Here is a 12,824-nt window from a genome sequence, read left to right as displayed (position 1 = left end):
TAATGAACGCATCGTCTGGATCGACTGCGAAATGACCGGCCTTGATACCGTCAACGACGCGTTGATCGAGGTGGCTGCCCTGGTGACGGATTCGGAGCTGAACATTCTCGGTGACGGCGTCGACGTCGTTATTAAACCCGACGACGCCGCGCTGGCGCAGATGAACGACTTTGTCCGGGACATGCACACCCGGTCCGGGCTGCTCGCGGAACTTCCCCACGGCAAGACCATGGCCGAGGCGCAGTCCATCATCCTGGACTACATCAAGAAGTGGGTGCCGGAGCCGCGTAAGGCCCCACTGGGCGGCAACTCAGTCGGGACGGACCGGGTCTTCCTGGTGCGTGACATGCCCGAGGTCGTCGAACACCTGCACTACCGGGTCGTCGATGTGAGCACCATCAAAGAACTTTCCCGGCGCTGGTTCGCCCGGGCCTATTTCCAGTCCCCCGCGAAGCTAGGCGGACACCGCGCGCTCGGCGACATTAAGGATTCCATCGACGAGCTCCGGTACTACCGGGAAGCCGTTTTTGTCCCCGCCCCGGGCCCGGACAGCAAGACCGCGCAGCTGATCGCGAAGAAGGTCATGGCCGGCGGCGAACCGGCCGACGCAGCAGCAGCAGGAGCAGGAGCAGGAGCAGAATAGCCCGGCCGGGAAGCCGTCGCCGGAGATGTAATCTGCACCACGTTTGACGAAAATTTTGCCAAATCGGGCAAAAGTGGCGAAAGCACCCTCAAAGAGCAGGTAAGCTATTTGTCGTTGCCTTTCCAGACAGCCGGTTCGCCGGAAGGTCCAAAAAGGCACATGGTGGGCGTAGCTCAGTTGGCAGAGCGCCTGGTTGTGGTCCAGGAGGTCGCGGGTTCAACCCCCGTCGCTCACCCTCATGAAGGACGGCAGTGTTTGTCCGACCTTTTCAAAGGCCGCACCGGATATCCGGTGCGGCCTTTGTTGTCTGTCGTTGTGGCCGCTGCCTGCAGCCATCCCGGATCTGTCATTGGAAGGACCCGCAGTGAAGCGCACGCTCTTTGAAGAAGACCACGAGATGTTCCGTGAGATTGCCACCGAGTTCAATGCGCGAGCGGTCGCCCCGCATTACGCGCAGTGGGACAAGGACCACATGATGTCCCGGGAGCTGTGGACCGCCGCCGGGGAGCAGGGCCTGCTGGGCCTCGCGGTTCCGGAGGAATTCGGCGGTCTGGGTATGGATGACTACCGCTTCCGTGCCGTGCTGGACGAAGAGTTTGCCAAGAGCAACCACCTTGCCGTGGGCCTCGCCTTCCACCTGCATGACGACATGGTCCTCCCCCACCTTTTGGCCTACGGTTCCGAGGATCTTAAGAGTCGCTGGCTGCCGGGCATGGTGTCCGGTGAAAAGGTCACGTCCGTCGCCTGGACCGAGCCCGGGGCGGGCTCGGACCTGCGCGGCATCCGCACCAAGGCTGTCCGAGACGGCGACGACTGGCTGATCAGCGGCCAGAAGACCTTCATCGGCAACGGCATCTCCGGGGACGCGTCCCTCGTCCTGGCCCGGACCGACGCCAGCACCGGGCGCGGAGGACGCGGTTCCTTCTCCCTCTTTATGGTCGGCAAGGGCGAGGGCTACAGCACCGGCAAGCAGCTGGACAAGATGGGCCTCAAGGCCTCCGACACCGCCGAACTGTTCTTTGACAACGTCCGGGTCGCGCACGCTGACCTCGTGGGCGAAGAAGGCAAAGGACTGCAGTACGCGGCCGAGCAGCTCCCCCAGGGCCGGCTGGCAATCGCGGTGGCCGGCGCCGCCGTCGTCCGCGCGATGTACGAGGCGACCGTCCGCTACACGAAGGAACGCAATGCCTTCGGCGAACGGATCATCGACTTCCAGAACAGCCGTTTCGAACTCGCCGATATCCTCACCGAGGTCGAAGTCACCGAAGCCTACGTGGACCAGGCCGTGCTCGCTTTCAACGCCGGCGAACTCGACGCCGCCTCGGCCGCCCGCGCGAAGCTGTGGGCCTCGGAGCGGGCAAAGTCCGTCACGGACCGCTGTCTCCAGCTGCACGGCGGCTACGGCTACATCCTGGAGTACCCCGTCGCGCAGGCTTACCTGGCCGCCCGGCTCCTGACTATCTTTGGCGGCACAAACGAAATCATGCGCGACGTCGTCGGCCGCAGTATCGCCGGCTGATCCGGCCACGAGCACCAGAGGAATCACCTGATATGACCGTTCTACCCATCACGATCTGGGGCGAGCCCGTTTTGCACCGCAGGGCCGCGGAAGTTGAAGTCTTTGACGACGACCTCCGCACCCTGATCGCCGACATGTTCGAAACGAACGACAAGGCCAACGGCGTCGGCCTCGCCGCACCCCAGGTGGGGGTGGGCAGGCGGCTCTTCGTGTACAAATTCGAGAACGACGATGGCGCTCCGCCCTCCGGCGTCATCATCAATCCGGTCCTGACGCTCTCCAAGATTTCCGGCGCGCTTCCGGACCCGGACGAGGAAGAAGAGGGGTGCCTGTCCTTCCCGGGCGGTCAGTTTCCGCTCAAGCGCGCTGAATGGGCACGGGTACAGGGCTTCGACGGTGACGGGAACCCGGTGGACTTCGAGGCGACGGACTGGTTCGCCAGGGTGATCCAGCACGAATACGACCATCTCGACGGCAAGCTGTACGTCAACCGGCTGATCGACCGCTACGCCCGCAAGGCCACGAAACTGGCCAAGAAGAGCGGCTGGGGTGTGCCCGGCCTGACCTGGATGCCCGGCGTGGACCCGGACCCGTTCGGCCACTGACCCGCCGCGTGGCGGGGTGGCTCAGGACGCCGGCGTGGCCGCGGTCCCTCCGCGGGCTGAGCCGCGGCCGGACCACGGCGGCAGGACCAGCACGAACATAATGCCGGCTATCACAACGGCGGCGGCGTAAATCGTGACCAGATGCGTGGCCAGAGCCGCGCCGTTGAACATGGTGATGCCCACGGCCAGCAGGGCGAACGCGAGCACCGCCAGGGCAACGGGCAGCTGCCGCCGCAGGCCCACAAGCAGCAGCACCGACGGAACCGCGAACCAGACCATGCTCGCCGTTCCCATGCCGTTGATCTGGCCGATCGCGGGTCCCGTGCCGGGAATCGCGGCCACGACGGACTCGAAGAACATCGCCCCGCAGTGGAGGATCAGGCCCACCAGTCCGACGACGGTCAGCGCCAGCTCCCCCGTCGTGATGCGCCGCGCCAGCCAGGCGGGCGGGACGGCCGGCACCAGGAGCCGGACGAGGAACAGCAGGACGGCGATCCCGGCCAGGCTCAGAACAAATTCATTCGACATTCCCCCAGCCTACCGAGTCGCCCGGCCGGCCCGTGCCATCACGACCCGGCACTCCTATGCTTGCCCCATGGATGCTTCGAGACCGACCCCGGCACAGCCCATCGTCACGCTCACCATGAACCCGGCCTTGGATATCAGCACATCGACGGAGCGGGTGTTCAGCGGACACAAGCTCCGCTGCGCCACCAGCCGGGTTGACCCCGGCGGCGGCGGGGTCAATGTGGCCCGTGTAGTTCAGCGGCTCGGCGGGCGGCCGTTGGCGGTCTACACCGCGGGAGGTCCCGCGGGCGAGGCCTACCGCCGCCTCATCGAAGCCGAACGGGTTCCCGCGGTTGCGGTCCCGATTGGCGGGAGCACCCGTGAGGACTTCACCATCGACGAAACAGCCACGGGAGAGCAGTTCCGGTTCGTCCTCGAGGGCCCTGAACTCACCGAAAACGAGTGGCGGGCCTGCCTGGACCGGGTGTCGGAGTCCATGCCGGCCGGTGGCTATCTGGTAGCCAGCGGCAGCCTGCCTCCGGGAGTGCCGGAGGACTTCTATGCCCGGGTGGCCCGCCTGGCCAGGAAACTTGGTGCCCGCTGCGTCGTGGATACCTCGGGGCCGCCGCTCGCGGAAGCCCTCGCCGAAGGGGTGTTCCTGATCAAACCCAGCCGCCGTGAGCTGGGGCTGCATTTCGGAACGACGCTGGAGAGCGCCGAAAGCCAGGTGCAGGCAGCCCTTTCGCTGGTCGCCGGCGGGTCTGCGGAACATGTTGCCCTGACGCTCGGCGGCCAGGGCGCCGTCCTCGCCTCCGCGGACGGAATTCTCCGCCTCGCCGTACCGAAAGTACCGGTGCGCAGCACCGTCGGGGCCGGCGACAGTTTCCTGGCCGCCTTCGTCCTCCGACTGGCACAGGGGCGTGGCCTGGCACAGGCTTTCCAGGCGGCGGTCGCCGCCGGCAGCGCCGCGGTGATGACTCCGGCCACTGATTTGTGCCACCGGGACGACGTCGAACGGTTGGAAGCCGCACTCGCGGCCCGCCCGTTGGAGGCCTAGGACCGTGCAGTCTGCTGGGCCGTACTGGCGCCTCATCCGGTCGCGGGCGGAATCCCCGCCGGCAGGATCGTCTGTTGGCCAGGGCAGGAGCCGAGGACGCGCTGCATCGCTGCTTTCTCGGCTTGGGTGATCCACAGGCGGTACGCCACTTTGACCGAGATCTGCCGGGCCACGTAGTGGCAGCGGAAGGCCTTGTTCGGCGGGAGCCAGGTGGCAGCGTCGGCAGCTCCCTTGTCCTGATTGGCCGGCCCGTCGGCGGCGATCAGGTTCAGCGGGTCGTTGGCCAGGTGCTGGCGCTGTCGGGCCGTCAACTGCTGGGCGCCTTTCTGCCAGGCGTCGCCGAGCGCGACGACATGGTCGATCTGGACGGCTTTGCTGCTCGCGGCGCCCCTACGGAAGACGATGACACGGCCCGTGTAAGGCTCCTGGAAGGCTCCGGCGGCAACCTCACAGCGGGATCCGGCGCTGAATAGGGGATCCGTCAGGTCGCGCCGGAGGATATCGTTGCGCGTGTCGCAGCCGTTGGCGTCAACGTCCAGCCAGGCCTCGCCGAAGGCGCCGCGGTCGTAGTTGTCCCTGGGTGCACGGCCCTTGACCGTCAGCGTATCCAGGGCCGACGCCGCGGTGCCCGGGGGTACAGCCCGGACAGCCGGAACAGGTTTCATCCAGCCTGGGGCCAGCACGGGGGCCGTCCGCGGGCCGGTGTCAGCGGGTTCGGAGACGGCGAACTGGCCGGCGAAAAAGAACCAGACGAGGCCCGCAAGCAGGACAAGACCCGCAGTTGCCAGCAGCAGCCACGCCTGACGGGTCCGGCGCCGGGCACGCCGGTACTCCTGCCACCTGGTGGTCATCGTGCACCCGTAACCGTGCGGCGTTGGTCCAGCATGCTCCGAGCCTAGAGCAGGCCGCCCGGAGCGCCGCCGTTCTCCACAGTGTGGAGGACGGGTGGTGGCGCTACTGTTCCCGGGTCACACGCCGGAGATCTTCCGCCGCGACGTCCAGTAGCGTCTTCAGTTGGTTGACGCGGTCGTCATCGACGTCTCCGGTCCTCCGTTTGGCGAGCGCGTCGTCGAGCAGGCGCTGGGCCTCCTTGACGTTTTTCCGGGCGATGTCCAGTGCGTGTTCCAGGGTGGTGTCGTGCTCCACTGCCGAGTTCTGTTCCATGGCACCATTGTGGTTCGCTTTCCCGGCCGTTGCCAGTGCCCGGCCGGGAAAGCGAAGAAAAGCCCCGGTCAGACCCCGACGGCCAGCTCTGCTGCGGCCGCGGTTACGACGTCCTTGGCGGGGAACGACGGCGGGTTAACACCGGCCATTTCCTCCATGACGCGGACCACCTGGCAGCTGTAGCCGAATTCGTTGTCGTACCAGACGTAGAGCACGAGGTTTTTGTCGTTGGAAATGGTGGCGAGCCCGTCAACAATGCCTGCCCGGCGCGAGCCGACGAAGTCCGTGGAGACTACCTCGGGCGAATCGATGTAGTCGATCTGCTTCCGCAGCCCGGAGTGCAGCGACAATTCCCGCAGGTAGTCGTTGACTTCGTCCTTGGTGGTGCCGTTTTCCAGGCTCAGGTTCAGGATGGCGAGGGAAACGTCGGGGGTGGGGACGCGGATGGAGCTTCCGGTCAGTTTGCCCAGCAGTTCGGGCAGCGCCTTCGCGACGGCCTGGGCGGCACCGGTTTCGGTGATGACCATGTTCAGGGCGGCGGAGCGGCCGCGGCGGTCACCCTTGTGGAAGTTGTCGATCAGGTTCTGGTCGTTGGTGAAGGAATGAACAGTCTCCACGTGGCCGTGGATTACGCCGTACTTGTCGTTGATGGCCTTCAGGACCGGGGTGATGGCGTTGGTGGTGCAGGACGCCGCGGTGACGATCTTGTCCGAATCCAGGATGGTGCCGTGGTTGATGCCGTGCACGATGTTCTTCAGGTCGCCTTTGCCCGGTGCTGTGAGGAGCACCCGGGAGATGCCCTTGCTTTGCAGGTGCTGGGACAGGCCCGCAGCGTCGCGCCAGCGGCCGGTGTTGTCGACCACAAGCGCGTCGTGGATGCCGTAGGCGGTGTAGTCCACGGTGGCGGGGTTGTCCGAGTAGATGACCTGGATCTGGACGCCATTTGCGGTGATGGTGTCCTTCTCGAGGTCCACCTTGATGGTGCCCTCGAACGGACCGTGGACGGAGTCGCGCCGGAGCAGGCTGGCGCGCTTGGCCAGATCGTTGTCCGAGCCGCGCCGGACCACGATCGCACGCAGCCGCAGGCCGTGGCCGCCGCCGGCCTTTTCGATCAGGAGGCGGGCCAGGAGCCGGCCGATGCGGCCGAAACCGTAAAGTACGACGTCGGTACTCGTCCGGTCGTCTCCTCCGCGCTTGCCGACGACGTCGGCGAGTTCAGCGCGAAGGAATTCCTCAAGGCTGGTGCCGTCGGGTTCGGCGCGGAACTTCTCGGTGAGTCGGGCGACGTCGATGGCCGCGGCTCCCAGGTCCAGGGTCGTCAGGGCATTTAGCAGCGGGGCGGTCTCTTCGAGGCGGAGTTCCTCCTTGCTCATCCGGCGGGCAAAGCGGTGCGCCTTGAGGATGTTCATGGTGGACTTGTTGATCAGACTGCGCCCGTGGATGCTGGTTACCACGTTGTTTTCGCGGTAGAGCCGGCCGATCACCGGAATCATGGCCTCGGCGAGCGCCTCACGGCCCATCCACGTATCAAAACAAGAATCTGACGTCTGGCTCACAGAACTGCCTTCCTAGAATCCGCCGCATACGACTCTGTATGCAGGGCTCGGCCGCCGGGAGTGCCGGAGCCTGGACGCCGGCGGGGTTTCGGTCCACCCCGGGCGCCTGTGGAAAGTGCAAAAATAAACCGCCGGCTGCGAACGCAGACCCGGCGGCGGAACTTCCACGTTCACTATCGATTCTACGGCTGCGCCGGGTAGGCCCGGGCCCCGTCGCAGCGTGAAATCGCTCACACGCCATGGTCTGCAACCGCGCTGCCGCCCGTGGCGAGCGCGTATACACCGCATGGCGGCGGTGGTGTGTGGATGGGTTGACCGATACGCCGGGTTCTGTGTTCCCGCGCTGTTACCGGCGCGGGAATAGCGGCCATCCATCTACGAACGCCGTTGCCGACGCCCTCCAGCAGCCTACCCGGGCACTCGGGCGGGCAGCCCTCAAACGTGCCCTGTCTGGCCTTGCTCCGGGTGGGGTTTACCTAGCCTTCCCGGTCACCCGGGAAGCTGGTGGTCTCTTACACCACCGTTTCACCCTTACCTGCCCTGCAGCCCGTGCAAGCACACGCTGCCTGCAGGCGGTCTGTTCTCTGTGGCACTGGCCTGCGGGTTACCCCGAGTGGGCGTTACCCACCACCCTGCCCTGCGGAGCCCGGACGTTCCTCGAGCCACTTGCGTGACGCGCGACCGCCTGGTCAACCCATCCGCCCTCCATTCTACGGGCAGGGAGAGACGCGGCGGTGACAAGGGTGACACGGCGTCGACGGGGGTCTCCAACAGGGTTGGGAGGGATCGGGACCGGCCCGCGGCCGCCGGTAGGATCGTACGGTGCTGATTTTACTGCCGCCCTCCGAGGGCAAGACCCCCGCTGCCGGTGGGGAAGCCATGGACTGGGCCACCCTGAGCTTCCCGGAACTGAACGTGTGCCGGGCCCGGGTGCTTGAGTCCCTCGGCACCGTGAGCGCCCATGAGGACGCCCTGGCGCTGCTGGGCGTCGGCGCGTCGTTGAGCGCCGACGTCGAACGCAACAGGCGGTTGCGCGCCGAACCGGCTGCCCCGGCGCACCAGGTCTATTCCGGGGTGCTCTACGACGCGCTCGGCTACGACACGCTGACGGCGGCGCAGCGGACGAAGGCCGATGCCGGCGTGCTGGTCATCTCCGCGCTTTGGGGAGCGATCCGCTTCGCCGACCGGGTGCCGGCGTACCGGCTGTCGATGGGAACAGCGCTGCCCGACGTCGGACGGCTCGCCGCCTTCTGGAAGCCCCAACTGGCCGCAGCCTTGGGCACCGCCGCGGCGGGTGAGCTGCTCGTGGACTGCCGGTCCAGCACCTATGCTGCCGCGTGGGCCCCGCCGCCGGAACAAACCGTCGCCGTGAATGTTTTCACCGAAGTCAATGGCGTCCGGAAGGTCGTGAGCCATTTCGCCAAACACACCCGGGGCGAGCTGGCCCGGCATTTGCTGAGCCGGCGCGGCAAGGCTCCCGGGTCCCCGGCTCAGCTGCATAAGGCCGCATCCGAGAAGTGGTCCGTCGAGCTCGTCCCGGGCACGGCCCGGAAGCCGCACGCATTGAACATCATCCTGCCCGGCTAACAGGCAGCCGGTGCCGGTCCCCGCGGGACAATCACTGCTCCGGGCCCTCCGGTGTGGCAGCCGGGCGGGGCGCTTAGGCCCAGTCGGCCGACCGGACCAGGATGCAGCCGGAGTCGGGGCAGAACACGATGTCGTCCTCGGCCGCGGCCTTGATTTCGGCGAGGTCGCCAGGGCTCAGCTGCATGCCGGAGCCTTCCGAGGTGCCGTGGAACAGCCGGGCCGCACCCACGCCGCGCTTCCCGAGGGTCTTTTCATAAATTGCCAGCATGCCGGCGTCCAGCCCGTCAGCAAATTCGGCCCGCGCACCGCGGACAGTGGTGGCTTCCGCGCCGTTCTCGGCCAGCTGCTCATCCAGTTCGGCACGGATAACGCCGAAGGAACCTTGGATGTCATCGACGATCTGTTGTTGCGTCGCCTGGCGCAGGCGGAGGGTATCCAGCCGTTCGAGGACCTCCAGTTCCACGTCCTCAAGATCGGAGCGGCGCTTATTAAGCGAGACCAGGTCTTTTTGCAGGGCCACGAGGTCCTTGGACAGGCCGGTGCCGCTGTTCAGCCGGGCTTCGTCGCGCTCGATCCGGGCTGCCACCTGCTCAACATCCGCTTCGGAGCGCTTTAGCTCCAGTTCGGCGTCGTGGACGGCCATCTTCGCCGCGCCGAGTTCGCCGTTGGCGACGGCCAGGGCAGCCTCAAGATCTGTGATCCGGGGGTCGCTTTCAAGGCTTCGGCGGCGGTTAAACAGGGACTTGAGCCTGGCGTCCAGTCCCTGCAATTCGAGCAACTTCAACTGTTCCGCCGGTGCTGCCTTGGCCACTATTTACCTCCGCTTGTTCCCTGCCGGCCGGAGCCGGGCACCGTACCGGCGCTCCCTAGACTCTAGCGCCTAGCGTGCTCCCCGGCCTCGCTACGCTCACCCGGGGCCCCTCGCACGCCAGGCTTAGCCCGGAGTCAGAATGAAGTCCCACGGATCACTGTTGGTGCCGCTGACCCGGATCTCAACGTCATGGCCCTGGTCGTTGAGGACATTGCCCAGTGCCCCGGCCGCGGCGGGCAACCACAGCCACTCGCTGGCGAAGTGTGAAACGTCAATCAGGTACGGCCTGCCATCGACGGCGGCCTCGCGCGCTTCGGAGGCCGGATGATGCCGCAAATCAGCTGTCAGGTACACGTCTGCGTTGCTGGCACGCACTTCGGCGAAGAGGGAATCCCCCGCGCCGCCACACACGGCCACCCGGCGGATCAGGCCGTCCCGGTCCCCCGAGACGCGGACTCCGCCGGCGACCGCGGGCAGGATACCGAATACCCGCGCGGCAAAGTCGCCGAGCGTGAGGACGTCTTTAAGGTCCCCGACCCGTCCGATGCCTTCTTCCGGAAGTCCGTTCGTGGCGGGAGTCAGGGGCGCCACGTTCTGCAGGCCCAGCGCGTCCGCCAGCACATCGGAGACACCCCCGACGGCGGAGTCACCGTTGGTGTGAACGGTCAGCAGCGCGGTGCCGGATTCAATCAACCGGTGCACGGCCCGGCCCTTGGCCGTCGTGGATGCGACAGAGGTCACACCTTTAAGCAGCAGCGGGTGGTGGGTGATCAGCAGTTCCGCACCGAAGTCGATGGCTTCCTCGATCACTTCAAGGGTCGGATCAACCGCGAAGAGAATCCGGGTCACCTCAGCGGTGGTGTGCCCGGCCACGAGGCCGACCTCGTCCCACTGCTCCGCCAGCGATTCGGGCCACAGTTCCTCGACCGCCAGCAGGACCATACCCAGGGTGGTGGCGCCGGAAGCCTCCGCCGCGCCCGGGGCAGTACCCGCGACGGCGTTGGCGCCTTCGGCGGAGCCGGCTGAAACATCGTTGTTCACAGGTTCCATAGACTCATTCTTACGCAACCGGGAGCCCCCGCAGGGATGTGTCACGCTCTCGTAAGGTGAGTCGGGAATCATCCGGGCCTCCAAACCATTGAAGGAAGCATGAAAACTTTTGTCCTCGGCGGAGGCTGCTTCTGGTGCCTCGACGCCGTCTACCAGAAAACGAAGGGTGTCAGCTCTGTCGTGTCGGGCTACACCGGGGGCCATGAGCGCGACCCTGACTACTACTCCGTGTGCTCCGGTACGACCGGTCACGCCGAGGTTGTGGCTGTGACCTTCGACGAGGAGGAGGTCCCGGCCGAGATCGTCCTGGACATGTTCTTCGCGTTGCACGATCCCACGACGTTGAACCGGCAGGGATACGACGTCGGCACCCAGTATCGTTCCTCGATGTTTTACCAGACCACCGAGGAAAAAATTCTCTTCGAGGAGGCGATTGAACGCAACCAGTCGTTGTGGGCGCACCCGATCGTGACTGAGGTCAGCCGGCTTCCGATGTTCCACGTGGCCGAGGATATCCATCAGGACTACTACGGCAAGTTCCCTGAACAGGGCTACTGCCAGGTCATCATCAACCCCAAGCTGGCGAAAGCCCGGAAATATTACTCTGCGTGGCTTAATGCTTAGCTAGGCCCAGTGCGGTCTCGTTAGGCTGACCTCAGTAATCCCACTTCAGAGACAGGCGTATCTACATGGCACGGATCTATGACGATGTTACCCAGCTGGTTGGCGGTACTCCGCTGGTGCGGCTCAACCGGCTGACCGAAGGCCTCGACGCCACCGTGGCCGTCAAGCTTGAGTTCTACAACCCGGCCAACAGCGTCAAGGACCGCATCGGTGTCGCGATCATCGACGCCGCCGAGAAGTCCGGGGCCCTTAAGCCCGGCGGCACCATTGTCGAAGGCACCTCCGGCAACACCGGGATCGCCCTGGCCATGGTCGGCGCAGCCCGCGGTTACAAAGTCATCCTCACCATGCCGGAGACGATGTCCACTGAACGCCGTGTGATGCTCCGGGCGTTCGGGGCGGAAATCGTCCTGACCCCCGGTTCCGAGGGCATGCGCGGGGCTGTGGAGAAGGCCCAGGAGATCGTGGCCAACACGGAGAACTCCATCTGGGCGCAGCAGTTCGCCAACACAGCCAATCCCGAGATCCACCGCCAGACCACCGCCGAGGAAATCTGGGAAGACACCGACGGCAAAGTGGACATCTTCGTGGCTGGTGTTGGCACCGGCGGTACCGTCACCGGCGTCGGGCAGGTCCTCAAGGAGCGCAAGCCCGGTGTCCAGATCGTCGCCGTCGAGCCGAAGGACTCCGCCATCCTCAACGGCGGCGCACCGGGACCGCACAAGATCCAGGGCCTCGGCGCGAACTTCGTCCCGGAGATCCTGGACACCAACATTTACGACGAGGTCATCGACGCCACCTTGGAGGACTCCGTCCGGGTGGCACGCGAGCTCGGCGTTCAGGAAGGCATCCTTGGCGGCATCTCCTCCGGGGCCATCGTCTGGGCCGCCCTGGAGCTCGCGAAGCGTCCGGAGAACGCCGGTAAGCTCATTGTTGCCATCGTCTGCGACTTCGGCGAGCGTTACATCTCCACCGTCCTGTACGACGACATCCGCGGCTGAGTCCCAACCGCGGTCCCACGATTCCCCAGAAAGGTCTTTGTGAGCTTCTTCGCAAGACTTAAGGAAGACCTCGACGCCGCCCGGTCCCACGACCCGGCGGCCCGGGGCTCCTTCGAAAACTTCTTCGCCTACTCCGGCCTGCACGCGATCTGGGCGCACCGCGTCACCCACCGGCTGTGGCAGAACCCGTCGCTGCGCTTTCCGGCACGCCTGATTTCGCAGTTGGCACGGTTTCTGACCGGGATTGAGATCCACCCCGGCGCCACTATCGGCCGGCGCTTCTTCATCGACCATGGCATGGGAGTGGTCATCGGGGAAACCGCGGAAATCGGTGAAGACGTGATGATCTACCACGGGGTGACCCTGGGCGGGCGTTCGCTCGCCAAGATCAAACGGCACCCGACGATTGAAGACCGGGTGGTGATCGGCGCCGGCGCCAAAGTCCTGGGCCCCATCACCATTGGCCGGGACAGTGCGGTTGGGGCCAACGCCGTCGTCGTCAAGGACGCCCCGCCGGAATCGATCCTCACGGGGGTTCCCGCGGTCTGGCGTCACCGCGACGCCGGGCGCGAAACCCAGCCCGCTGTGGACCCGGCGGAGTACTACATCGAATACCGCATCTAGCAGCTAACACCGTGCAGGAAAACGAAAGCCCCGGCCGTTGACGGTCGGGGCTTTCCGCTGTCCTGCGGGCTCCCCC

Annotated in this window: 14 protein-coding genes, 1 tRNA gene and 1 other RNA gene; 9 read left to right on the top strand and 7 right to left on the bottom strand. The window is 65.9% G+C overall.

Annotation, left to right across the window (positions count from 1 at the left end):
- The first annotated feature begins 31 nt into the window (after positions 1-31).
- The 4 genes from orn (at position 32) to def (ending at position 2,767) form a co-directional block, all read left to right on the top strand.
- Entirely contained in the window at positions 32-643 is a 612-nt protein-coding gene (gene orn / locus KY499_RS00735; RefSeq protein WP_258191041.1) for an oligoribonuclease, read from the top strand.
- 162 nt (positions 644-805) lie between these two features.
- A tRNA-His gene (locus KY499_RS00730) sits at positions 806-878 on the top strand.
- Between the two features lie 129 nt (positions 879-1,007).
- Positions 1,008-2,162: an acyl-CoA dehydrogenase family protein gene (locus KY499_RS00725; RefSeq protein ID WP_183164536.1), complete on the top strand. Its 1,155-nt coding sequence runs from the start codon at positions 1,008-1,010 to the stop codon at positions 2,160-2,162.
- A gap of 32 nt (positions 2,163-2,194) precedes the next feature.
- Positions 2,195-2,767: a peptide deformylase gene (def, locus tag KY499_RS00720; protein ID WP_123255651.1), complete on the top strand. Its 573-nt coding sequence runs from the start codon at positions 2,195-2,197 to the stop codon at positions 2,765-2,767.
- A 21-nt stretch (positions 2,768-2,788) separates the two neighbouring features.
- Here def and KY499_RS00715 read toward each other — a convergent pair whose 3' ends face one another.
- Positions 2,789-3,295, bottom strand: a complete 507-nt coding sequence (locus KY499_RS00715) for a hypothetical protein (protein WP_123255650.1) — start codon at positions 3,293-3,295, stop codon at positions 2,789-2,791.
- A 67-nt stretch (positions 3,296-3,362) separates the two neighbouring features.
- On the opposite strand from KY499_RS00715, the gene KY499_RS00710 reads away from it, so the two are divergent.
- Positions 3,363-4,331 carry a 1-phosphofructokinase family hexose kinase gene (locus KY499_RS00710; RefSeq protein WP_123255649.1) on the top strand — a complete coding sequence of 323 codons (969 nt, stop codon included), beginning with the start codon at positions 3,363-3,365 and terminating at the stop codon, positions 4,329-4,331.
- Between the two features lie 32 nt (positions 4,332-4,363).
- On the opposite strand, the gene KY499_RS00705 is transcribed toward KY499_RS00710, so the two are convergent.
- The 4 genes from KY499_RS00705 to rnpB all read right to left on the bottom strand — a co-directional run bounded on the left by KY499_RS00705 (position 4,364) and on the right by rnpB (position 7,748).
- Positions 4,364-5,182, bottom strand: a complete 819-nt coding sequence (locus tag KY499_RS00705; protein ID WP_123255648.1) for an HNH endonuclease family protein — start codon at positions 5,180-5,182, stop codon at positions 4,364-4,366.
- Positions 5,183-5,285: 103 nt separating this feature from the next.
- Entirely contained in the window at positions 5,286-5,495 is a 210-nt protein-coding gene (locus KY499_RS00700) for a hypothetical protein (protein ID WP_123255647.1), read from the bottom strand.
- A 68-nt stretch (positions 5,496-5,563) separates the two neighbouring features.
- Entirely contained in the window at positions 5,564-7,015 is a 1,452-nt protein-coding gene (locus KY499_RS00695; protein WP_258190875.1) for a glyceraldehyde-3-phosphate dehydrogenase, read from the bottom strand.
- 339 nt (positions 7,016-7,354) lie between these two features.
- Positions 7,355-7,748, bottom strand: an RNA gene (rnpB, locus tag KY499_RS00690) — RNase P RNA component class A.
- A 125-nt stretch (positions 7,749-7,873) separates the two neighbouring features.
- Between rnpB and KY499_RS00685 the strand changes: the two genes are divergently transcribed.
- Positions 7,874-8,638 (top strand): YaaA family protein, encoded by a 765-nt coding sequence (locus KY499_RS00685; protein ID WP_219886032.1) that lies wholly within the window; start codon positions 7,874-7,876, stop codon positions 8,636-8,638.
- Between the two features lie 73 nt (positions 8,639-8,711).
- On the opposite strand, the gene KY499_RS00680 is transcribed toward KY499_RS00685, so the two are convergent.
- Both KY499_RS00680 and KY499_RS00675 read right to left on the bottom strand, forming a co-directional pair.
- Positions 8,712-9,449, bottom strand: coding sequence for a zinc ribbon domain-containing protein (locus KY499_RS00680; protein ID WP_123255644.1), 738 nt, complete (start codon positions 9,447-9,449; stop codon positions 8,712-8,714).
- 123 nt (positions 9,450-9,572) lie between these two features.
- Positions 9,573-10,499 carry a Nif3-like dinuclear metal center hexameric protein gene (locus KY499_RS00675; RefSeq protein WP_123255643.1) on the bottom strand — a complete coding sequence of 309 codons (927 nt, stop codon included), beginning with the start codon at positions 10,497-10,499 and terminating at the stop codon, positions 9,573-9,575.
- 99 nt (positions 10,500-10,598) lie between these two features.
- Between KY499_RS00675 and msrA the strand changes: the two genes are divergently transcribed.
- From msrA to epsC, 3 genes are all read left to right on the top strand, one after another.
- Entirely contained in the window at positions 10,599-11,123 is a 525-nt protein-coding gene (msrA, locus tag KY499_RS00670) for a peptide-methionine (S)-S-oxide reductase MsrA (RefSeq protein ID WP_123255642.1), read from the top strand.
- 65 nt (positions 11,124-11,188) lie between these two features.
- Positions 11,189-12,124 (top strand): cysteine synthase A, encoded by a 936-nt coding sequence (gene cysK, locus KY499_RS00665; protein WP_123255641.1) that lies wholly within the window; start codon positions 11,189-11,191, stop codon positions 12,122-12,124.
- Positions 12,125-12,163: 39 nt separating this feature from the next.
- The gene (gene epsC / locus KY499_RS00660) at positions 12,164-12,748 is read left to right on the top strand and encodes a serine O-acetyltransferase EpsC (RefSeq protein ID WP_123255640.1); all 585 of its coding nucleotides are present in this window, start codon (positions 12,164-12,166) and stop codon (positions 12,746-12,748) included.
- The last annotated feature ends 76 nt before the right edge of the window (positions 12,749-12,824 follow it).

The organism is Arthrobacter sp. PAMC25284, from assembly GCF_019443425.1.
In the GTDB taxonomy this organism is placed as follows: Bacteria; Actinomycetota; Actinomycetes; order Actinomycetales; family Micrococcaceae; genus Arthrobacter; species Arthrobacter oryzae_A.
This window is presented reverse-complemented; position numbering and strand designations above follow the sequence as displayed.

Bases quoted from the DNA above. Each gene is read 5' to 3' on its own strand.
- orn (WP_258191041.1), top strand. From the start codon at position 32: ATGACCGGCCTTGATACCGTCAACGACGCGTTGATCGAGGTGGCTGCC.
- def (WP_123255651.1), top strand. From the start codon at position 2,195: ATGACCGTTCTACCCATCACGATCTGGGGCGAGCCCGTTTTGCACCGC.
- KY499_RS00715 (WP_123255650.1), bottom strand. From the start codon at position 3,295: ATGTCGAATGAATTTGTTCTGAGCCTGGCCGGGATCGCCGTCCTGCTG.
- KY499_RS00710 (WP_123255649.1), top strand. From the start codon at position 3,363: ATGGATGCTTCGAGACCGACCCCGGCACAGCCCATCGTCACGCTCACC.
- KY499_RS00705 (WP_123255648.1), bottom strand. From the start codon at position 5,182: ATGACCACCAGGTGGCAGGAGTACCGGCGTGCCCGGCGCCGGACCCGT.
- KY499_RS00700 (WP_123255647.1), bottom strand. From the start codon at position 5,495: ATGGAACAGAACTCGGCAGTGGAGCACGACACCACCCTGGAACACGCA.
- KY499_RS00695 (WP_258190875.1), bottom strand. From the start codon at position 7,015: ATGGGCCGTGAGGCGCTCGCCGAGGCCATGATTCCGGTGATCGGCCGG.
- KY499_RS00675 (WP_123255643.1), bottom strand. From the start codon at position 10,499: ATGGAACCTGTGAACAACGATGTTTCAGCCGGCTCCGCCGAAGGCGCC.
- msrA (WP_123255642.1), top strand. From the start codon at position 10,599: ATGAAAACTTTTGTCCTCGGCGGAGGCTGCTTCTGGTGCCTCGACGCC.
- cysK (WP_123255641.1), top strand. From the start codon at position 11,189: ATGGCACGGATCTATGACGATGTTACCCAGCTGGTTGGCGGTACTCCG.